The organism is Enterobacter sp. JMULE2, assembly GCF_013337145.1.
Taxonomy (GTDB): Bacteria; Pseudomonadota; Gammaproteobacteria; order Enterobacterales; family Enterobacteriaceae; genus Enterobacter; species Enterobacter mori.
In genome coordinates this window covers 478232-497580 of the sequence record NZ_SGWD01000010.1, presented here as the reverse complement: position 1 = coordinate 497580, position 19349 = coordinate 478232, and the positions used below count along the sequence as shown (strand labels likewise).

At 54.4% G+C, this 19349-nt stretch carries 22 protein-coding genes; 9 read left to right on the top strand and 13 right to left on the bottom strand.

The genetic code is table 11. The annotated features are described in order from the left end of the window. Positions 1-106: 106 nt before the first annotated feature. The 4 genes from EXW94_RS03320 to EXW94_RS03305 form a co-directional block, all read right to left on the bottom strand. Positions 107-1486 (bottom strand): MFS transporter, encoded by a 1380-nt coding sequence (locus EXW94_RS03320; protein ID WP_108416946.1) that lies wholly within the window; start codon positions 1484-1486, stop codon positions 107-109. Between the two features lie 73 nt (positions 1487-1559). Beyond that, the gene (locus tag EXW94_RS03315; RefSeq protein WP_174339466.1) at positions 1560-2579 is read right to left on the bottom strand and encodes a Zn-dependent oxidoreductase; all 1020 of its coding nucleotides are present in this window, start codon (positions 2577-2579) and stop codon (positions 1560-1562) included. Between the two features lie 14 nt (positions 2580-2593). Next, positions 2594-3808 (bottom strand): D-mannonate dehydratase ManD, encoded by a 1215-nt coding sequence (gene manD, locus EXW94_RS03310; protein ID WP_089598768.1) that lies wholly within the window; start codon positions 3806-3808, stop codon positions 2594-2596. A 111-nt stretch (positions 3809-3919) separates the two neighbouring features. Continuing rightward, a complete protein-coding gene (locus EXW94_RS03305; RefSeq protein WP_010430670.1) occupies positions 3920-4246 on the bottom strand; it encodes a YnfA family protein in 327 nt (108 codons plus the stop codon). Between the two features lie 130 nt (positions 4247-4376). Here EXW94_RS03305 and EXW94_RS03300 point away from each other — a divergent pair, with 130 nt between their 5' ends. After that, the gene (locus tag EXW94_RS03300) at positions 4377-4715 is read left to right on the top strand and encodes a DUF1283 family protein (RefSeq protein ID WP_042714686.1); all 339 of its coding nucleotides are present in this window, start codon (positions 4377-4379) and stop codon (positions 4713-4715) included. Next, positions 4715-5275, top strand: a complete 561-nt coding sequence (gene speG, locus EXW94_RS03295; protein ID WP_120158751.1) for a spermidine N1-acetyltransferase — start codon at positions 4715-4717, stop codon at positions 5273-5275. Before EXW94_RS03300 ends, speG begins: the two co-directional genes overlap by 1 nt. A 154-nt stretch (positions 5276-5429) precedes the next feature. Here speG and EXW94_RS03290 read toward each other — a convergent pair whose 3' ends face one another. Continuing rightward, positions 5430-6140 (bottom strand): YnfC family lipoprotein, encoded by a 711-nt coding sequence (locus tag EXW94_RS03290; protein ID WP_120158895.1) that lies wholly within the window; start codon positions 6138-6140, stop codon positions 5430-5432. 104 nt (positions 6141-6244) lie between these two features. Here EXW94_RS03290 and EXW94_RS03285 point away from each other — a divergent pair, with 104 nt between their 5' ends. From EXW94_RS03285 to dmsD, 3 genes are all read left to right on the top strand, one after another. Continuing rightward, positions 6245-6538, top strand: a complete 294-nt coding sequence (locus EXW94_RS03285) for a DUF1161 domain-containing protein (RefSeq protein WP_100166774.1) — start codon at positions 6245-6247, stop codon at positions 6536-6538. A 133-nt stretch (positions 6539-6671) separates the two neighbouring features. After that, a complete protein-coding gene (ynfE, locus tag EXW94_RS03280; RefSeq protein ID WP_174339465.1) occupies positions 6672-9110 on the top strand; it encodes a selenate/tellurate reductase subunit YnfE in 2439 nt (812 codons plus the stop codon). Positions 9111-9204: 94 nt separating this feature from the next. Next, positions 9205-9819 carry a Tat proofreading chaperone DmsD gene (gene dmsD, locus EXW94_RS03275; protein ID WP_174339464.1) on the top strand — a complete coding sequence of 205 codons (615 nt, stop codon included), beginning with the start codon at positions 9205-9207 and terminating at the stop codon, positions 9817-9819. A gap of 58 nt (positions 9820-9877) precedes the next feature. On the opposite strand, the gene EXW94_RS03270 is transcribed toward dmsD, so the two are convergent. From EXW94_RS03270 to EXW94_RS03260, 3 genes are all read right to left on the bottom strand, one after another. Next, positions 9878-10261, bottom strand: a complete 384-nt coding sequence (locus tag EXW94_RS03270) for a Rid family hydrolase (protein WP_010430656.1) — start codon at positions 10259-10261, stop codon at positions 9878-9880. A 13-nt stretch (positions 10262-10274) separates the two neighbouring features. After that, entirely contained in the window at positions 10275-11729 is a 1455-nt protein-coding gene (locus tag EXW94_RS03265) for an MFS transporter (protein WP_174339463.1), read from the bottom strand. Positions 11730-11809: 80 nt separating this feature from the next. Next, complete coding sequence (locus EXW94_RS03260; RefSeq protein WP_108416938.1) at positions 11810-12556, bottom strand: glucose 1-dehydrogenase; 747 nt, start codon at positions 12554-12556, stop codon at positions 11810-11812. Between the two features lie 128 nt (positions 12557-12684). Here EXW94_RS03260 and EXW94_RS03255 point away from each other — a divergent pair, with 128 nt between their 5' ends. Beyond that, positions 12685-13554, top strand: a complete 870-nt coding sequence (locus tag EXW94_RS03255) for a LysR family transcriptional regulator (protein WP_108416937.1) — start codon at positions 12685-12687, stop codon at positions 13552-13554. A gap of 2 nt (positions 13555-13556) precedes the next feature. Here EXW94_RS03255 and EXW94_RS03250 read toward each other — a convergent pair whose 3' ends face one another. The 4 genes from EXW94_RS03250 to EXW94_RS03235 form a co-directional block, all read right to left on the bottom strand. Then, a complete protein-coding gene (locus EXW94_RS03250) occupies positions 13557-14096 on the bottom strand; it encodes a cytochrome b (RefSeq protein ID WP_108416936.1) in 540 nt (179 codons plus the stop codon). Beyond that, positions 14093-15148 (bottom strand): catalase family peroxidase, encoded by a 1056-nt coding sequence (locus EXW94_RS03245; protein WP_174339462.1) that lies wholly within the window; start codon positions 15146-15148, stop codon positions 14093-14095. The genes EXW94_RS03250 and EXW94_RS03245 overlap by 4 nt, the downstream gene beginning before the upstream one ends. Positions 15149-15220: 72 nt before the next feature. Next, complete coding sequence (locus tag EXW94_RS03240; protein ID WP_108416934.1) at positions 15221-15793, bottom strand: hypothetical protein; 573 nt, start codon at positions 15791-15793, stop codon at positions 15221-15223. A 190-nt stretch (positions 15794-15983) separates the two neighbouring features. Then, positions 15984-16568: a TetR/AcrR family transcriptional regulator gene (locus EXW94_RS03235; RefSeq protein WP_120158758.1), complete on the bottom strand. Its 585-nt coding sequence runs from the start codon at positions 16566-16568 to the stop codon at positions 15984-15986. 209 nt (positions 16569-16777) lie between these two features. On the opposite strand from EXW94_RS03235, the gene EXW94_RS03230 reads away from it, so the two are divergent. Continuing rightward, complete coding sequence (locus EXW94_RS03230; RefSeq protein ID WP_120158759.1) at positions 16778-17029, top strand: hypothetical protein; 252 nt, start codon at positions 16778-16780, stop codon at positions 17027-17029. Between the two features lie 64 nt (positions 17030-17093). Here EXW94_RS03230 and EXW94_RS03225 read toward each other — a convergent pair whose 3' ends face one another. Then, positions 17094-17489: a RidA family protein gene (locus EXW94_RS03225; protein WP_174339461.1), complete on the bottom strand. Its 396-nt coding sequence runs from the start codon at positions 17487-17489 to the stop codon at positions 17094-17096. Between the two features lie 140 nt (positions 17490-17629). On the opposite strand from EXW94_RS03225, the gene EXW94_RS03220 reads away from it, so the two are divergent. Together EXW94_RS03220 and EXW94_RS03215 are read left to right on the top strand one after the other, a co-directional pair. Continuing rightward, positions 17630-18220 carry a TetR/AcrR family transcriptional regulator gene (locus EXW94_RS03220; RefSeq protein WP_174339460.1) on the top strand — a complete coding sequence of 197 codons (591 nt, stop codon included), beginning with the start codon at positions 17630-17632 and terminating at the stop codon, positions 18218-18220. Positions 18221-18570: 350 nt separating this feature from the next. Then, positions 18571-19074, top strand: coding sequence for an AAA family ATPase (locus EXW94_RS03215; RefSeq protein ID WP_010430625.1), 504 nt, complete (start codon positions 18571-18573; stop codon positions 19072-19074). Positions 19075-19349: the final 275 nt, after the last annotated feature.

The following is a 19349-nucleotide window of genomic DNA, read 5'->3' as shown; positions in this document are numbered from 1 at the left end:
AACCATACTGATACTTCAATTTCAGATATTGATTTATATTAACTTTTGTCCATGTGGTGTGACATGATCGAAAAGTTATGTGACAAGTCACTCAGGATATAAACCATTAACGTCGTGACGAGAGTGCGCCATAGCCAACTGATTCGCGCCGGGGCGCTTCCGCCGCATCTTCTGCCGCGCTCAAGTCACGGTCACGCACTTCCGGCATCAGGATTGCCGAGACCAGCCCAATCACGGAATAGGCCACCAGCATGGCGACAATCGGCCACCAGGATCCGGTCATGTTGCAGAAGATCCCCGCCAGTACCGGACCAAAGCCCACCGCCACCAGCCCGCCCGCCTCTTTGGAGATAGCCATGCGGGTAAAGCGATTACGTGAGCCAAACATCTCTGCCATAGTGATGTTTTCCAGCGCAAACAGCCCCAGTACCGAAATGTTATGAATGACGATAATGGAAAGCATGATTGTCCCCGGCGCGTAGCTCTTATCGACGATAATCGACAGCATGGGGTAAGCCAAAAGAATGGCGGAGGTGTTAACGATGATGTAAGGCAGCCGACGCCCTACCTTGTCAGACAGCCAGCCCAGTAGAGGAATGGTGATGAACCCGAGGACAGAGCTAATCATCAGTGCATCGGTGGGAATTGCCTTATCGAACAGCAGCGTCTGTACCAGATAGCCTGCCAGGAACGTCTGAATCAGACCCGAGTTACCCGCCTGCCCGAAGCGCAGCCCGGTTGCCAGCCAGAAGGATTTGCTTTTGAACATCGCACCCAGGGAGGTTTCCTGGGCAGCCACCGGCGCGACAGTTTCTGCGTCGTTCACTTTCTCAAAGACCGGGCTTTCCTTGAGATTCATTCGCAGCCAGATGGCAAAGATCATCACCACGACGCTGGCGAGGAAAGGTACGCGCCAGCCCCAGGCGACAAGTTCTTCACGGTCGAGGGCAAAGAACATAACAGCCCAGATGGCCGTTGCGCTCAGCGTCCCGCAGTTGGTCCCCATCGCCACCAGCGAGGAGATAATGCCGCGTTTCCCCTTCGGGGCGTATTCCGCGAGCATCGTGCCAGCGCCAGATATTTCCGCGCCAGCGCCCAGCCCCTGAATAATGCGCAGCGTCACCAGCAGCACCGGCGCGAAAATCCCAATCTGCGCGTAGGTCGGCAGCACGCCAATCAGCGTGGTGCAGATCCCCATCATGGTGATAGTAATGAACAGCACCTTTTTACGACCAATGCTGTCACCCATTCTGCCGAAGATGAAAGCGCCGACGATACGCGCGATATAGCCCGCGCCGTAGGTCCCCATCGCCAGAATCAGCGCCATCGCGGCAGACTGTTCCGGGAAGAAGATTTCGTGGAATACCAGGGCGGCACCCAGCGAATAAAGCTGGAAATCCATAAACTCCAGCGCGGTGCCCAGCCAGCCGGAAACGGCGGCTTTCACCAGATCGGAGGTGGTTCGTTGAGGTTGTGCTTGCGTCATAATGGCTATCTCTAAAAGGTAAGATGCGTACCACATAGAGCCTGTCTGCGCAGGCTCTTAACCGCGTGCTTAATTATTGACCGAACGTGAGCAAGACTTTGCAGCACTGCCGCTGGTCTTTTTCAAACAGTTCGATGGCGTCTGTTACGTGGTGATAGTCAAAAGTATGGGTGATCAGTTTTTCCGGGTCGATCAGCCCCTTTTCCAGCCAGTCAATCACGACCGGGAATTTGTTGGCGTTGAGGCGCGAAGAGAAGATCGCCAGTTCTTTGCCGGTGATGCCCTGCTGCACAATCTGGCTCGGCTCGCTGGAGAAGCCCATCAGCACGATGCGCGCCGCCGGGGAGGCCAGGGTAATGGCTTCCTGTAAAATCGATGGATGACAGGCGGCATCAATGATTAACGTCGGTTTGATGCCCCTTTCTTCCAGTACGGCCTGCAACGACTGCTCGCCGTTGTTAAAGACCCAGTCCGCGCCGCTGCGCTGAGCCATTGCCAGCCGCTCATCAATGCGGTCGACGACGATAACCTGCTTCACCTTATAAACGCCCTTCAGCGCCTGCACGGTGACCAGCCCCATCGGGCCCGCGCCGTAAATCAGCGCAACATCCTGTTCGGTGGGTTTCGCCTGTCCCGTCACGTTGGCGGCAATGGTGAAGGGTTCAACCATGACGGCGTGTTTATCCGGGATCGCATCCGGGATGGGCCAGGCATTTTTAGCGGGCACAGCCGCATATTCGCTGAAGCCGCCGTCGCGGTGGACGCCCAGTACCACCAGTGAGGTGCAGACGTTCGGTTTCCCGACGGAACACGGGTAGCAGTGTCCGCAGCTGATCACCGGATCAACCGAGACGCGCTGACCCAGTCGCGCGCTGTCGACGCCCTCGCCCACGGCGTCAATCACGCCGAAGAACTCGTGGCCGATCACGCGCGGATACTTCGCAAACGGATTATGTCCACGGTAGATGTGGCTGTCTGAACCGCAAATCCCTGCCAGCATGATTTTGACGCGGACTTCCCCTGCGCCTGGCTCCGGGCGTGGACGCTCTTCAATCACCAGCTGGTTCGGCTGTTGAATCACTACGCTTTTCATCGTTCGTTCCTCGGTTACCAGTTCCACAGCGTGCCGTCTTCAAGACGGGCCACCGGCAGATAGGCCGGGTCATAGGGGTATTTCGCGGCCAGTTTTTCATCAAACTCAATGCCAAGCCCCGGTTTGTCGCCCGGATGCATGTAGCCATTATCAAAGCGCCAGCTGTGTGGGAAGACGTCCAGCATCTGTTCGGAGTAGCCCATGTATTCCTGCACGCCGAAATTCGGCACCCACAGGTCGAAATGCAGCGCGGCGGCGTGACATATTGGCGACAGATCGGACGGTCCGTGCGAGCCGGTGCGCACCTGGTAGAGCGAGGCGAAGTCTGCAATGCGGCGCATCCCGGTGATCCCGCCCGCGTGAGTGATGGTGGTGCGGATATAGTCGATAAGCTGCTCTTCAATCAGCTGCTTGCAGTCCCAGATGCTGTTGAACACCTCACCCACCGCAATTGGCGTGACGGTATGCTGGCGGATCAGGCGGAAGCATTCCTGATTTTCCGCAGGCGTTGGGTCTTCCATCCAGAACATGCGGAACTCTTCAATGCTCTTACCAAAGCGCGCCGCTTCGATTGGCGTCAGGCGATGGTGCATGTCGTGCAGGAGATGTTCGTTGAAACCGAATTGACTGCGCACCGCGTCGAACAGCTTTGGTGTGAAATCGAGGTATTTCTCAGTGGACCAAAGCTGCTCTTCTGGCCAGTCGCCTTTGGTGGCAGGCTCGTAGGCAAGGCCTTTCCCTTTGGACATGCCGTAAGTGGTTTTCATGCCCGGCACGCCGCACTGCACGCGGATCGCCTTAAAGCCCATCTCTTTATGACGGGCGTAATCTTCCAGCACGTCGTCAATGGTGTGCCCGGTGGTGTGGCAGTAGACCATTACCCCTTCACGGGATGCGCCGCCCAGCAGCTGATAGAGCGGCATGTTGGCCGCTTTCGCTTTGATATCCCAGAGCGCCATATCAACGGCAGAGATGGCCGACATGGTGACCGGGCCGCGACGCCAGTAAGCCCCTTTATAGAAAAACTGCCAGATGTCTTCGATGCGGTGGGCATCACGGCCAATCAGCTGGGGACACAGGTGATCTTTCAAATAGGACGCGACAGAGAGTTCGCGTCCGTTCAGGGTGGCGTCACCAAGACCCACGATCCCCTCATCAGTGGTGATTTTGAGGGTGACAAAGTTACGCCCTGGGCAGGTGACAAAGACTTCAGCCCCGACAATCTTCATAATTCCTTTCCTTACATCGCATGTTGTGATGCAGGAAATTTACGCAATTACGCAACTACCATACAAGTATATTGATCATAATATCAGCGAGAGATCACAAAATCAGGGCGCTCAGGTGCGCCCCCATCCCGCCACGATGATCAGCATCCCGCAGAGCGCAACCAGGGCACCGGCCCAGTCGTAGACGCTGAGTTTGACCCCATCCACGACGCGTAGCCACAGCAGCGCAGTACAGACATAGACACCGCCGTACGCGGCGTAGACGCGTCCGCTCGCGGCCGGATGCAGTGTTAACAGCCAGACGAACAGCGCCAGCGCAACAGCCGCGGGGATGAGCAGCAACACGGACGCCCCCTTCTTCAGCCAAAGCCAGGGCAAAAAGCAGCCGATGATTTCACAGAGCGCGGTGGCAAAAAAAAGCAGCGTGGTTTTGAACATAATTCTCTTCTGGTGAGGATTGATTTAACCATCTTACCCGATGATAACCGCGGGTATGACGCTATCTCGCTTTGGTGTAGAATCTGAACAGGGTAACGTGATTATCTGCCCCCATTAAAAAGGAAACGCTATGACTACATTAAGCAAACGCCTTTGTCTGACCGCCGCGCTGGCGCTGTCAACGCTCGCTTTCACCGCGACGGCGACCGCCGAAACCAGCAAGCTGATTATTGAATCCGGCGATAGCGCACAAAGCCGTCAGAACGCGGCGATGGACAAAGAACAATGGAATGACACTCGCAGCCTTCGTCAGAAGGTCAACACGCGTGCCGAGAAAGAGTGGGACAAAGAAGATGTCGCTTTCGACGCGCGTGATAAGTGCCAGCAAAGTGCCAACGTCAACGCCTACTGGGAGCCAAACACCTTGCGCTGCCTGGATCGCCGCACTGGCCGCACGGTTGCACCCTAATGCCTGCACAGTATGACATTAAGCTTCGTCCGCTGGAGCGTGAAGATCTCCGTTTCGTCCACCAGCTCGACAACAATGCCAGCGTGATGCGCTACTGGTTCGAAGAGCCTTACGAGGCCTTCGTCGAGCTGTCGGATCTTTACGATAAGCACATTCACGATCAGAGCGAACGCCGTTTTGTGGTGGAGTGTGAAGGTGAAAAAGCCGGTCTGGTCGAGCTGGTGGAGATCAACCACGTTCACCGCCGGGCGGAGTTTCAGATCATCATTTCGCCTGAGCACCAGGGGAAAGGTCTTGCCTCACGGGCGGCAAAGCTGGCGATGGATTACGGATTCAACGTCCTGAACCTCTATAAGCTTTATCTCATCGTGGATAAAGAGAACGAGAAAGCGATCCATATCTACCGCAAGCTGGGCTTTATGGTGGAAGGTGAACTGATTCACGAGTTCTTTATCAATGGCGAATACCGCAACACCATCCGCATGTGCATCTTCCAGCACCAGCACCTGGCCGGACACAAGCCGTCAGGCGCCAGCCTGCTGAAACCTACCGCGCAATGAGAGTGACGCTCCCCCATTGAGCTCTCTTTCTTGCCGGGTGGCGCTGCGCTTACCCGGCCTACATGGTGCAAGAATATCAATATGTTGCACGCTTCATTGTAGGCCCGTGCAAGCGTAGCGCCGCCGGGCGAAACGCACAAAATGCACTTTACTCTCAGTAATATTCAATCGTGTTTTTAATGGTGTACTTGCGCTCAACGGCCGGTTTGACGCTATCATCCGTGATCGTCAGATCGCAACTCACCGGATTATTATGTCTATCGTAGTCGCAGCTCTGATTCACATTCCCGAGCGGCTTGTCATTCAACAAACTCACGGCCGAGAAATCCATTCTTTTGCGCAGATCCTTTGACGGTGTCGACTGTACGGATAAGTGCTGGTCCCCGGAGACGGTGGTTTTGCCCAGCGGATAGCCATCCGCATCGTAGCGGTACTTCACTTCCATCTCCTTGCCGTGCGCCGCGACGACGAATCCATTATCGTCGGTCTCCCACGTCACCCCGGCTGAGGGTAATTCCGCCAACTGACATTTCCCCTGCAGCTTCACCTTCTGCTGTTGGGTTTCGGCATCCAGGTAGTAATTTGCATCCAGCACCAGCGCCACGCCGGTATTGTTTTCAAGATCGTGCAGTTCCAGCGTATCAAAGCACCCTTCTGTCGACAGGGTACCGGTCACGCGCTTGGACACTTCCCCCTTGTCGTTAAACAGGGTCTGGGTAAAGTCTTTCACCGGACCGCGCAGCGGGTCGAAATCGAATTCATTAGAAAAGCTCGCCATCTCAGGCGTATACGACAGCGGCGCGGAGTTGTTGTCGCACCCCACCAGTGTTGCTGCCAGTAGCGTTATCGCTGCGTATTTCTTCACATTTATTACCGTTTCAGAGAGATTATTCCCAATCATATTAGCAAATACAGATGTTTACACGAACCCTGCTAAAATTAATCTCTACACAGAGAAAGGAGCTACAGATGAAACGGTTACCCTGGATTACCGCCCTGCTGTTAATGAGTGCTTCAACCGCCGCGCTGGCGGCACCGGATTCCTGCGAGCGCGTGAAAAGCGACATTCAGCAGAAGATCGTCAACAACGGCGTGCCTGAGTCTGGCTTTACGCTGAACATCGTGCCAAACGATCAGGCAGATCAGCCGGATGCGCAGGTGGTTGGGCATTGTGCCAACGACACCTTTAAAATTTTATACACCCGCACAGGAAGTGGCGCTGCCTCTGGCAGTCAGGACAATGCACCGAGTGAACCTCAGTAACTTCCCGCTCAATGTCCATTGACTTGATAAGGATTAACATTTAGTACCTCAAAATAAGTAACACTCACCCCATCATTAGCCCGGTTGTAATCACGGGTAAAAATAATACGTAATCTCAATGTTGGGGTGAGCCATGTCTGAGGTCGATCATCACGGCGGTATTAGCCGCCGAACGCTTGTTAAATCTACTGCGATGGGTTCGCTGGCGCTTGCCGCGGGTGGACTCTCATTACCGTTTGGTTTGAAAACTGCCGCTGCTGCAGTGCAAAACGCCGTCCAGCCTGCGGAAGATAAAGTGGTGTGGGGAGCCTGTTCGGTCAACTGCGGCAGCCGCTGCGCACTGCGCCTGCACGTTCGCGACGATGAGGTCTACTGGGTCGAAACGGACAACACCGGCGAGGATATTTACGGTAATCATCAGGTGCGTGCCTGCCTGCGCGGACGTTCTATTCGCCGTCGTATCAATCACCCCGATCGTCTGAACTACCCGATGAAACGCGTGGGCAAACGCGGCGAAGGCAAGTTTGAGCGCATCACATGGGACGAAGCGCTGAACGCCATCACCGCCAGCCTGAAAGACGTGGTCGACAAATACGGCAACGAAGCGGTTTACATTAACTACTCCTCCGGCATTGTCGGCGGCAATATCACCCGCTCCTCCCCTTACGCTTCGCTGGTGGCGCGCCTGATGAACTGCTACGGCGGTTTCCTGAGCCACTACGGCACCTACAGCACGGCGCAAATCGCCTGTGCGATGCCTTACACCTACGGCAGCAATGACGGGAACAGCACCTCTGACATTGAAAACACCAAACTGGTGGTGATGTTCGGCAATAATCCGGCGGAAACGCGCATGAGTGGCGGCGGGATTACCTGGTATCTGGAGCAGGCTCGCGAGCGCTCCAACGCGCGCATGATCGTCATCGACCCGCGCTATACCGACACCGCCGCCGGACGTGAAGACGAGTGGATCCCTATTCGTCCAGGTACCGATGCCGCCCTGGTTGCGGGGATCGCATGGGTATTGATCGACGAAAACCTGGTGGACCAGCCGTTCCTGGATAAATACTGCGTCGGCTATGACGAAAAAACGCTGCCGGAAGGCGCTCCCGCTAACGGTCACTACAAAGCCTATATTCTCGGCCAGGGTGATGACCACACGGCGAAAACCCCTGAGTGGGCTTCCCGTATTACCGGCATTCCAGCGGATCGCATCGTTAAGCTTGCCCGCGAAATCGGCTCCGCAAAACCGGCGTATATCTGTCAGGGCTGGGGACCACAGCGCCAGGCGAACGGCGAGCTGACGTCCCGCGCCATCGCGATGCTGCCAATCCTCACCGGAAACGTGGGGATTAACGGCGGTAACAGCGGCGCGCGTGAGTCGACCTACACCATCACCATCGAACGTATGCCGCTCCCGGACAACCCGGTCAAAACGCAAATCTCCTGCTTCAGCTGGACGGACGCCATCGCCCGCGGGTCGGAGATGACCGCCCTGCGCGACGGCGTGCGCGGTAAGGATAAATTGGACGTGCCGATTAAGTTCATCTGGAACTACGCGGGCAACACCATTATTAACCAGCACTCTGATATCAATAAAACTCACGAGATCCTGCAGGACGAAAGCAAGTGCGAAATGATTGTCGTCATCGACAACTTCATGACTTCGTCAGCGAAGTACGCCGATATCGTGTTGCCGGACCTGATGACCGTCGAGCAGGAAGACATTATTCCAAACGATTATGCAGGCAACATGGGCTACCTGATTTTCCTCCAGCCCGTGACCGCGCCGAAGTTTGAGCGTAAGCCTATCTACTGGATCATGAGCGAAGTGGCGAAACGCCTCGGGCCGGACATCCATCAGAAATTCACCGAAGGACGCACGCAGGAACAGTGGCTGCAGTATCTGTATGCCAAAATGCTTGAGAAAGACCCTAAGCTTCCGTCCTATGACGCGCTGAAAAAAATGGGCATTTATAAGCGCAACGATCCGAACGGACATTTTGTGGCCTATAAAAAATTCCGCGAGAACCCGGAGGCCAATCCGCTGAAAACGCCATCGGGCAAGATTGAAATCTACTCCAGCAGGCTGGCGGACATTGCCGCCTCCTGGGAGCTGGAAAAGGATGAGACCATCAGCCCCCTTCCCATCTACGCATCGACTTTTGACGGATGGGATGCCCCCGAGCGCGCGCAGTTCCCGCTGCAGCTGTTTGGCTTCCACTTCAAAGCCCGTACCCACTCGAGCTACGGCAACGTCGACGTGCTGAAAGCGGCCTGCCGCCAGGAGGTCTGGCTTAATCCTGTCGATGCCGAAAAACGCGGCATCAAGAACGGCGATACGGTGCGCGTCTTTAATCGTCGCGGCGAGGTACGAATTGAAGCGAAAGTGACGCCACGCATCATGCCCGGCGTGAGCGCCATGGGCCAGGGAGCGTGGCACGATGCCAATATGAGTGGCGATCGTATCGACCACGGTTCGTGCATCAACACGCTGACCACGCACCGCCCGTCACCGTTGGCAAAAGGCAACCCGCAGCACACCAATCTGGTGCAGATCGAGAAGGTGTAGAGGGTGAAACGCGAGACCGTGGTTTATTCTATGGTCAGTATTATCGGTTAACACAGTCGCGCGGACATCTTCCGCGCGAGAAAGGAAGGTTGTAATGAAAGATGTCTCACCCCGTGAATCATTCGCGTTTTGTGCCCGGGTATTGGGCGCACTGTTTTATTTATCTCCCGACAGCGAGCAGGCTGCGCCGCTGGTGCGGGCCCTCACCGCGGGCGACTGGGTTCAGGACTGGCCCCTGCCTCCAGAATTGCTGCAGCCAATTGCCGAAACCTTTGCCTCGCCTACCGAAGAGCCGCTGACGGACGCCTGGCAACGGCTGTTTATTGGCCCTTATGCCCTGCCCGCACCGCCGTGGGGTTCCGTCTGGCTTGACCGCGAATCCGTGCTGTTTGGCGACTCGACGCTCTCGCTGCGCCAGTGGATGCGTGAGAATAATATCGCTTTTGAGATGCAGCAAAATGAACCGGAAGACCATTTCGGCACCTTGCTGCTGCTGGCGGCGTGGCTGGCCGAGAATGGCCGCGAAGCGGAGTGCGATCGGCTTCTGGCGTGGCACCTGCTGCCGTGGAGCACCCGCTTCCTGTCGGTGTTTGTCGACAACGCCGGGCATCCGTTTTATACCGCGCTGGGTCAGCTCGCGCAGCTGACGCTCGCAGACTGGCGTTCTGCGTTACTTATTCCGGTTGCGGAAAAGACGCTGTACCGCTAAGGAAGTGGCTTGCTCGCGGGTGGCGAGCAAGCCTTCTTTTTAGCCCATACGCCCGAAACTATCTTTTTGCCACGATCCGCATTTCCACCAGGGCATTTTCCGGAATGAACTCTGATACACCGATGGCAGACCATGCCGGGTATGGCGCCTTGACATACTCATCCTTCACTTTAGAAAAAACAGCGATATGTTTCTTGAGATCAATATGAAAAGTGGTCATCTCCAGAATGTTTTCATAGCCTAAGCCAGCAGCGTTCAGATACACACCCAGCTTATAAAAGGCATCATGAAACTGTTCTTCCGGCTCCTTGCTTATAGGTTTGTCCCTGCGCGCTGCGGTCACTCCTGAGAGATAGACTGTGCCATCGGCTTCAATGACGGGGGAAAAGTGCCAGTCATCGAAGTAATGCTGGAATGCGTCAGGAACTATCGATTTTTTCATGATGATGTCTCTTTTAACACGTTGATTTATGCTCAGGAAAACGTCCCCACGAAGCATACCTGATAAGCCGGACGCTGAGTCCTGCGCCTATGGCAAGGCATACCGCCATTGTCAGAAGGGAGACGACAAAGGCATGCGTGATAGTGGCTTCACTTTTTCCAGCGTCTAACATGCTGTAAAAAATGCCGCCGATGATGGCAACGCTCAGCGCGGTGCTGATTTGCAGAGTCGAGCTGGTCACGCCAGCGATCGTGCCTGAGAACGCGGGCGCCACGCGGCCTGTCACCATGCGCACCAGCGTCGGCATCGCCAGCCCCTGTCCAAGACCGGTAACAAAAAGCAGTGCCGCGAGCGGCAACATGGCTGGCGGGCGCCCTGTCAGCGTGTGGGCAACCAGCCACGCAAGGACTGCCAGCCCCACCGTCTCGCAGCCCATCCCGATGGCGCTTAAGTAATTTCCGACAAAACGCCTCAGGTACGGCGTCAGCAACGGTCCGATCAGAAAGCCGATGCCAAAGGGCAGAAAAATCAGTCCCGCCGTCAGGGCGTTTATATGCAACGCATCCTGGAGATAAACAGAAAATAACAGAAAGAAGGCACCAATCGAATAAAACAGCAAAACGACTGTGAGCCCCCGCCCCAGCCCTGGCGCGTGCAGCACGGAAGGATCGAGCAGCGGTGAACCACCGCTCTGGCTAAGATGCCGCTCATAACGCCACAGCAGCCTGGCCAGCAGAGGCACAGCAAGAAATGACAGCCACGTCCACCAGGGCCATCCCGCCTCGCGGCCTTCAATTAACGGCACAATCAGCGCACTCAGCGTGACGGTTGCCAGCAGCATTCCGACGGGATCCAGACGCTGTGCAGATTGCGCACGCGTCTCTTTTAGCAGCGGCAGTCCAAAAAGAATGACCAGCATCGCCACCGGCAGGTTAACCAGAAAAATAACCCGCCATCCCAGATGAAACAGATCCGCTGAAAGCAGGGCTCCGCCCAATACCTGCCCGATAACGGAAGCCAGACCAAACACCGCGCCATAGATACTCAGCGCGAGCGGTTTTTCCGCCTCCGGAAAAATAGCCTGAACGGAAGCCAGCGCCTGGGGAGCCATAATCGCGGCCGTGGCGCCCTGTAATATGCGTCCGGTTATCAGAACCCACGGTGACCAGGCTAAACCGCACAACAGCGATGCCGCAGAAAAACCGATGAGCCCCAGAAAAAACATCTTCCCGCGACCGTAAATATCCCCCAACCGTCCGCCGGTGATTAATGTTACCGAGTAAACGGCAGCATAGGACGAAATGACGAGCTGTTCAGCAGAGGACGTGGCGCTCAGCTCGCCCTGAATTGCAGGCAGTGCCACATTGACAATAAAAAAATCGAGCGGAGGCAAAAATGCGCCAACCAGCAGGATAATAAACATTGCCCAGCGACGGGGCTCGGCTTGCGTGAGGGTATGTGTCGACATAGAACACTCCATAGATAACGGTTCCGTGCCCCGTTAAGAGACATTATTGTGGATTGTCGGCGGCCGCCGCATGGCTTAGCTCAACGCATGCCGCCAGAGGCCAGAATCACCTCGCCGGTCACCCAGGCCGCGTCGTCTGAGGCGAGAAATGAAACAATCGGGGCCACATCCTGCACCTGGCCGATGCGGCCAAGCGGCGTCTGGCTTTCATTCCATGTCTGGAAATCCGAGTTCATCGCGCCCGCGCTATGACTCCCTTCCGTTTCGATAAGGCCGGGATTGACCGCGTTGACGCGAATGCCGCGCGGGCCGAGTTCGCGTGAGAGTACGCCGGTAATGGCGTCAATCGCGCCCTTGGTGCCGCTGTAGATGGCGCTCTCAGGAATAAAGACGCGGGTGACGAATGAGCTGATATTGATGATGCTGCTGCCTTTTGTCAGATGCGGTGCAGCCGCCCCAGCCACCAGCAACGGGCCCAGCACGTTGATATCAAACTGCCTGCGAAACAGCGCCTCGGTGCTCTCTTCAATCCTCGCGAAGGCATAAACGCCTGCATTGTTCACCACAATGTCCAGCCGCCCGTAATGGCTTACAGCCGCGTTGATCAGCGCCTCAACCTCGGTCTGGCAGGTGATGTCCGCCGCAACCGCCATGGCCTTTCCACCCGCGGCTTCGATATCGGCAACGACCTTATCCGCATCGCTTCTGCTTGAGGCGTAATTAACAATGACCTTCGCGCCGTCAGCCGCCAGATGACGAGCAATGCCAGCTCCGATACCTTTGGAGCCACCGGTGACGATGGCAACTTTGTCTTTTAATTTGTTCATGTCTTCAGCTTCCTGATTAGCCGCCCGTGGCGGTGTGGTTGAGAAGATCATATTGATATCGACAAAGTTGTTTTAGAACTGCCACTTTTGTATATTCAATGTTCATTTTTGTACGGTGTGAGACTGACATGGAATGGGGTGATGTCCGGGTATTTCTTGCAGTTATGCGTAAGCGCTCTTTCGGCGAAGCGGCCCGAAGCCTTGGCGTGAGCCATCCTACGGTGGGTCGTCGGATAAAGGCGCTTGAGGATGAGGCTCAGCAAGCCCTCTTTCGCCGGACCAAGGAGGGCCTCGTCCTGACCGACGCGGGCGACAGGGTTCTGAAGCTGGCAGAAGCGGTGGAAAACTCCGCGCTGGCGATGGAACGACGCCTGGCAGGTAATCACGACCGTCTTGAAGGCCTCTTACGGATATCGTCAGCAGAGTGGTTTGCTAACTATGTTCTGGCACCTGTCCTGAGCGAGCTGACGCGTCGTCATCCGGCGATTGTCCCTGAACTTATCGCGAGCTACCGCTTACTCAATCTGTCGCGACGTGATGCCGACATTGCGTTTCGCATCGTGCCCTTTACCGAACCCGATATTGTCCAGCGCCGCCTGATGCGCATCCCCTATGCGCTTTACGGAACGCCAGACATCGCCGATATCGCCCGACACGACCCGGCCGCAGTGGGGCTGATTCTGATGAATACGGCCCAATCCCACTTTTCTGACGTGGCCTGGCTGCTGGACAGGTTCCCACATTCCCCGCGCGTCTTCACCAGCACTAGCCGGGCCGTGCAGGCGCAGATGTGCAGCCGGGGGATGGGCATCGCCGTGTTACCGCGTCCATTGGGTGATGCCATCACCGGGTTGCAGGCCATCAGCATGCCGGAGCCACCGCCGTCCAAAGATATCTGGGTAGGGTATCACTCCGACCTCCGGCATATGGATCGCCTGCGGGTCATGATGGATATCGCCGATACGATGCTTGCCGATCCCGCCATGGCGACAGCGTGAGCCTAGGGTTTACGGTAACCAGTCATACTGCTGAAGACGCCGTCACGCAGTACGAAAGCGTGAAGCAGCGCAGCGGCAAGGTGAAGCATTATCATCGCGAATAACGCCAGAGCAACCCAGGTATGAAGTGGCCGCAGTATCGCATACCGATCATTACTGATGTCCACGATCGGCGGCAGAACGATGCCGTTACCCAGCGTGACGGGATACCCTGCTGCTGAGAGCATTGCCCAGCCTATCAGCGGCTGGGCCACCATCATCAGATAGAGCATCCAATGCGAGAGATGGGCCATACCGCGCTGCCAGGCCGGAATGGACGCTGGCAACGCGGGCTTGGCCGTCGTGAATCGCAGCCATAATCGCACAATGACCAGAAGCAATATCATCACCCCGAGAGGCTTGTGGATCGACACCAGCAGGCTGTGCGCGGAGGAGACGGTCGAGACCATCGCAACACCGATAAACAACATCATGAGAATGGCTGCGGCCATCAGCCAGTGCAGGACGCGCAGAGCCGGATGAAAATAGACGGCCTGTTTCATAACGTCTCTCCCTTCTGTTGCGCCTGTTCATGGGTGCGCAGGTTATAGGATTTGGCATAAGCCGATGAGCGTGCGTTAAGTATCGGGTCAGCGGACGGTGCCATACCGTCGGGTAAAATCAACGGGTCATAGTTGATGTCATTACAGGGTCCCTGCTGTTGAGGGATAGCCTTGTTTAAGACTAACGTTCCGGCATTAATCGTTTTCCTGTCGGCAGGCCATGCCCTGGTGGCGTCGTCGCCTTTATCACCTGCCTGAGCAAGCGTGAACACTAAATCCCATTTCAGCGCGCCCTGCTCCAGACGATGCTGAAGATCCTGTTGCAGGAAATCGCTATCCTGCTTATCGGCGTCGCTTATGGGAGTAAATCCGGCATGAGGCACCATGCTCCAGCGCACCAGTTGTTCATGGCCTGCCTTATCAATCAGGCGAAAAGCATTCAGGCTGTTAAAGCGATCGCTGGCCCAGCTTGAGGAGGGTGTGTATTGCTTTGCCCACGCAAAAAACGGTTTTATTTCCGGATGGTTCATGACAAAGGAACGTAATTTTTCCGGGTTAGGTTTTCCGGTTGCGGCATCCGGCAGGGTGGCCGTCTGGAGTTCATAGAAACTCTCAACGGAACTGACGGGGAAAAATGGCATGGCGTTCATACCGGTGCGCCACTGCTCACCATTCGACTGCTGAAAGGAGAGCGCCATACTCCGAACGGGCACGGCATAATCCGGTGCAGCCGGGTTCCCGCCCGCAATGGCAAAACGTCCTGTGACAGCGGTTTCACCTTTACTGAACAGGGAGGCACGTGAAAGCACACTGGCATTCCCGTTTGAGATAAACGAGCCCAGCACACACATGCCTTTAGCATGATTACGGCGATAGCCTTTATGTACTCCACCCGACTGCTGTAATACATCAACGAGCTTATCCGACGTCAGACGTTGAGGCGTCAGCCAACCGCCAGTCCACAGGAATAATAAAAAAAGGATCAGGGGAATAATGCCGACCAGCGCCAGACGTACAACCGTTTGTCTGTTTAAATGTACTTTACTGTTCATATTGTTAACTCATTCTGCTCACGATATGTCAAAACGAAACGTGCAGGGGGTGATGACGCGTCGTGCCTGAAATCAGCATGACCGTTTCGCTTCTCTTTTTTGTCGGAATGTTAACGTCAGGGCTGACAGGCAAAAATAGACGGCACCAAACGCAGCATACCCCGCGATATTTGCTATTGACGGTGGCTCAGGCGTCCGGGCCTGATAGATAAAAAACGCGCCTGCAAGTGCAGACTGTGCGCCACTTAATATCATGCTCCATTGCGCACCATAATGTTTCCAGCGCTGTGTTGCCGCGCCCAGCTGCAGCAGACCGGATAATATCGCCCAGCAGCCGAATACCCGAATGACATCATTTATATTGCTTTTAAGAGCCAACACGACGGCCAGCGTTGTTATAACGCTAACGATAATATTAACGGTCTGCATCCGGTTGCGGCCAAACCCCCCGCTTTTTCTTGCATCAATATAATTCGCCATTGCATCCCATGCGGGGTAAAGAATGAGCAAAATCGATGCGCCAACAGGCGAAGACAGGCCAGCGGTGAACACGGCAATAACCCATAAAACAGAGAAAGCCGTCCGGATAAAATAATACTGTTGTAGCCAGTTCTGCTGATTCCCGTGGTGGATAGTGTCGGACATATAGACCTCTTAACCTGGCATATTTAACAAACGAAGCAGCGTAGCATGCCTCACCCGACAACAAACCTACTAGTAGGTAGATAAAAGATCAATATGTTTTACGCTAACCGTTACAAAAGGATCGTCAAGGCGCAGGAAAGCGAAAGACGTGTTGAAAACAGGCACAGCCCGGTCAATAACCGGGCGTTCTTCAGGCTGCGGTGAGAACCTTATCGATCAGTGGATAGGCAATCTGCTCAAAGACGTGCGGATTATTAAATGCCCGCGCTGCGAGCATGGCACCATGCATGCCCGCCATGAGAGCCCTGGCTTCGACTTCGGCACTTTCGCTGAGAGTGAAAACGCCTTGCGCTTCGCCGGCACTCAGTACTGCGGTCAGCCAGTCAGAGAGATCGTTAAAATGGCCGGTCACTTCTGCGGCAATATCCGCAGGTAATGTCGGAAGTTCAACGGCCAGCATCACACAGATACAAAAAGGTGAAGCCCCCTCTTTAATACAGGCCGACCAGAAATCAGCATAGCCTTTCACTTTGGTCAGGGGATCGTTTGTTTGCCGATCCATCGCTTCCATGCCACTCCGTGCTTCTGCGCGGTATTCCTGCACTACAGCTTTGACTAAATCTTCTTTGCCCGGAAAATGATGGTGGATACTGGCTTTGCGGATACCCACGCGCTCCGCAAGATCGGCATAGCTAAAGCTTTTGTACCCACCCGTTGTGAGCAGCTGCCTCGTATTTGCCATAATTTCGCGCGCTTTCGGCGAACGTTCGATCATTTCACGCTCCAGTGTTCAATCCAGTGAAAAAATGTGCTGTCTGTGACAGGCGCGTCCCGCCGGGACAACCTACTGAGCGGCAACAGGAATGTCAAATAGCCGGGCCCGCAAAGGGCCAACGGGAAAAAGCCGCCTGATATTATTGACACCACCCCATCCTACTACTAGGATGGTTTCACTTCAAAACATATCCCTGTAGTGGAGAGTGTATGGCAGTTATCCCTTTTCCGGACAGGCACAGCCCGGCGGCTCCAGTACGTAACGTTCGCGAATTATCCAACGTCATTCACGCGAATGAAGATCGCGGCCGCACGGCGTGCGTAGAGAACAATGATGCCGTTCGCCGTTTCGCATTAAGCGTTGCCGCGAAGCTATTAAGCGATCGGGAGCTTAATCAGGCTGCGCCTTTTATGATAGACAGAATTGTCAGGCTGCTAATGACAGAATCCAAAAACAGTTAAGAGTGGCCATTACGGATCGGTGAGATATCGTTTCTCTTGATATCTCTGTGCATCGTTTGCCTTCTTAATGTTCAGGAATGCGGGCGATAACCTTTATCTCAAAATCAAATCCTGCAAGCCAGTTAACCCCCACGGCTGTCCAGTTCGGATACGGGGGCTTCGGGAAAATGCCGCTTTTCACCTTCATAATGGCTGGAAATTGATTCTCCGGATCGGTATGAAAGGTGGTCACATCGATAAGATCGTCAAACGTGCATCCCGCGGCGACGAGCGTAGCCTTGAGATTCTCGAAAGCACGCTCTACCTGCGTAGTAAAGTCGGGCTCGGGTGTACCGTCCTCCCGGCTACCCACCTGTCCGGAAACAAACAGTAAATCACCAGAGCGGATCGCTGCGGAATAACCATGCTGTTCATAGAGTGCGTGGCGATTTGCAGGGAAAACAGGTTTCGGTTGGTTCATAACATATCCTTTCTTTGGATGTGCAACAGCGGATGCGTGGCATCCATAAATGAATTAAGATACGCGGCGTATGTCAACTTAATCACACATACGCCGCGTATGTCAAACATCCTGCGCGGCGTACAGGATAAGGAACCCTTATGGCAGCCAAACGCCGCGCCGAAACGATGGAAGAAACCCGCACAAAGTTGATTGCGGCTGCACGAAAAGCCTTCGCTGAAAAGGGGTTTGCGGCAGCTTCGATGGATGATTTGACCGCCAGCGTCGGCCTGACGCGTGGCGCCCTCTACCATAATTTTGGGGATAAAAAAGGGTTACTTGCCGCGGTGGTGACCCAGATTGATTCTGAAATGGCGCAAGGCGCCAAACATGCAGCGGCGCAGTCCAGTGATGACCAGCAAAAGCTTCTGGCCGAAGGGATAGCTTATATCAAGATGGCGCTGGATGAAGAAGTCCGGCGTATCGTTCTGCTTGATGGCCCAGCTTTTCTTGGGGATCCGACAAAATGGCCAAGTCAGAATACCTGCCTCGACGCCACTCGCGAAAGCCTTTCAGACCTGATTGAACGTGGCGTCATCAAACCGGTAGACGTTGATGCCACCGCCTGGTTATTAAATGGTGCCGCACTGAATGCCGCCCAGTGGGTGGCCGCGAGTGACGATCCGAAGCAGGCATTGCCCAAAGCGATTGAGGTTTTCACCCTGTTGGTCAGTGGCGTGTTGCAGCAGTGACCGCACTGCCCCACCCGGTTATCTCGTGCTGAGAGCAAGCTTAGCCGCGGAGGAAAAGCAAGAAGTGAATCGGTAGCAGATATTTTCTTTATCCCAAGGAGCGGATGTTATCGGATAACTTTCCAGGGCAACGGATTGCTGGCATTTTTGTTGGACAATTGTTACCGATCTGCCGAGTCTGGCCGCTTTGTGCCAGGAGCGGACATCGATTAATGCAATCGTTGTTCAAATACTGTAATAATTCTCAAATCTGATTTAAGGTTTATCTATACAGAACTTCCCAAATATTAGAAATACTCAGGGTGTATATAAAAAGGTATAATTTTAGCTCAACCATCAATGGATAAATTATGTTAATTATATTTAATGGTTTACCTGGTAGCGGTAAAAGTACAGTTGCAAAATTGTTATCCCAAAAAATTAATGGTGTGTATCTACGGGTTGATACGGTTGAGCAGGCGATTCGTTCAGCATCTGAACAGAACAAAAAAATTGGCCCTGAGGGTTATTTTGTTCTTTATGAGTTGGCGCGTGAAAATCTACAGTTAGGCGCTACTGTTGTCACCGATTCGGTTAATGATATCAATCTGATACGTAATAATTTCCGCGATATAGCGATATCGTTAAATGTTCCGTTTTTAGAAGTTGAAATACTCTGTTCAGATATGACACAGCATCGTTATCGTGTGGAGAACAGAATCTCAGATATCCCGGGGTTAACCCTCCCTGACTGGGAACAAGTACAACGCCGTAACTATGAACCATGGGAACGAGAGCATTTGCAATTAGATACAGCAATTTTATCAGCACCAGAATGTGTCGATGTAATTCTCAGAAGAATATCGTCCGTTTGAAAAGGATAATGGCAAAATTAAGTAGACGACGGTTGAACACTAGCGTCTGCTTTTCGCTCTTAGCCGACGTTCATATTTAAGCGTAGCTCAATACAGCGAACGGTTTGGTGATCTATGGACGAGTTCAGGGAGCCAGCGCAACGTAAATCTTACTGCGCCCAGGCTGATTTTTCCTGCAATTTTCAAGCCTGCCCCCCTTAAAATTGGGGGGGGTATGAGCCAACAAGCCCCCCTCTCTGATTTTCGTGCCATAATGCCCCGATTCATCGGTGCGT

Bases quoted from the DNA above. Each gene is read 5' to 3' on its own strand.
- EXW94_RS03320 (WP_108416946.1), bottom strand. From the start codon at position 1,486: ATGACGCAAGCACAACCTCAACGAACCACCTCCGATCTGGTGAAAGCC.
- EXW94_RS03315 (WP_174339466.1), bottom strand. From the start codon at position 2,579: ATGAAAAGCGTAGTGATTCAACAGCCGAACCAGCTGGTGATTGAAGAG.
- manD (WP_089598768.1), bottom strand. From the start codon at position 3,808: ATGAAGATTGTCGGGGCTGAAGTCTTTGTCACCTGCCCAGGGCGTAAC.
- EXW94_RS03305 (WP_010430670.1), bottom strand. From the start codon at position 4,246: ATGTTCAAAACCACGCTGCTTTTTTTTGCCACCGCGCTCTGTGAAATC.
- EXW94_RS03300 (WP_042714686.1), top strand. From the start codon at position 4,377: ATGACTACATTAAGCAAACGCCTTTGTCTGACCGCCGCGCTGGCGCTG.
- speG (WP_120158751.1), top strand. From the start codon at position 4,715: ATGCCTGCACAGTATGACATTAAGCTTCGTCCGCTGGAGCGTGAAGAT.
- EXW94_RS03285 (WP_100166774.1), top strand. From the start codon at position 6,245: ATGAAACGGTTACCCTGGATTACCGCCCTGCTGTTAATGAGTGCTTCA.
- ynfE (WP_174339465.1), top strand. From the start codon at position 6,672: ATGTCTGAGGTCGATCATCACGGCGGTATTAGCCGCCGAACGCTTGTT.
- dmsD (WP_174339464.1), top strand. From the start codon at position 9,205: ATGAAAGATGTCTCACCCCGTGAATCATTCGCGTTTTGTGCCCGGGTA.
- EXW94_RS03270 (WP_010430656.1), bottom strand. From the start codon at position 10,261: ATGAAAAAATCGATAGTTCCTGACGCATTCCAGCATTACTTCGATGAC.
- EXW94_RS03265 (WP_174339463.1), bottom strand. From the start codon at position 11,729: ATGTCGACACATACCCTCACGCAAGCCGAGCCCCGTCGCTGGGCAATG.
- EXW94_RS03260 (WP_108416938.1), bottom strand. From the start codon at position 12,556: ATGAACAAATTAAAAGACAAAGTTGCCATCGTCACCGGTGGCTCCAAA.
- EXW94_RS03255 (WP_108416937.1), top strand. From the start codon at position 12,685: ATGGAATGGGGTGATGTCCGGGTATTTCTTGCAGTTATGCGTAAGCGC.
- EXW94_RS03250 (WP_108416936.1), bottom strand. From the start codon at position 14,096: ATGAAACAGGCCGTCTATTTTCATCCGGCTCTGCGCGTCCTGCACTGG.
- EXW94_RS03245 (WP_174339462.1), bottom strand. From the start codon at position 15,148: ATGAACAGTAAAGTACATTTAAACAGACAAACGGTTGTACGTCTGGCG.
- EXW94_RS03240 (WP_108416934.1), bottom strand. From the start codon at position 15,793: ATGTCCGACACTATCCACCACGGGAATCAGCAGAACTGGCTACAACAG.
- EXW94_RS03235 (WP_120158758.1), bottom strand. From the start codon at position 16,568: ATGATCGAACGTTCGCCGAAAGCGCGCGAAATTATGGCAAATACGAGG.
- EXW94_RS03230 (WP_120158759.1), top strand. From the start codon at position 16,778: ATGGCAGTTATCCCTTTTCCGGACAGGCACAGCCCGGCGGCTCCAGTA.
- EXW94_RS03225 (WP_174339461.1), bottom strand. From the start codon at position 17,489: ATGAACCAACCGAAACCTGTTTTCCCTGCAAATCGCCACGCACTCTAT.
- EXW94_RS03220 (WP_174339460.1), top strand. From the start codon at position 17,630: ATGGCAGCCAAACGCCGCGCCGAAACGATGGAAGAAACCCGCACAAAG.
- EXW94_RS03215 (WP_010430625.1), top strand. From the start codon at position 18,571: ATGTTAATTATATTTAATGGTTTACCTGGTAGCGGTAAAAGTACAGTT.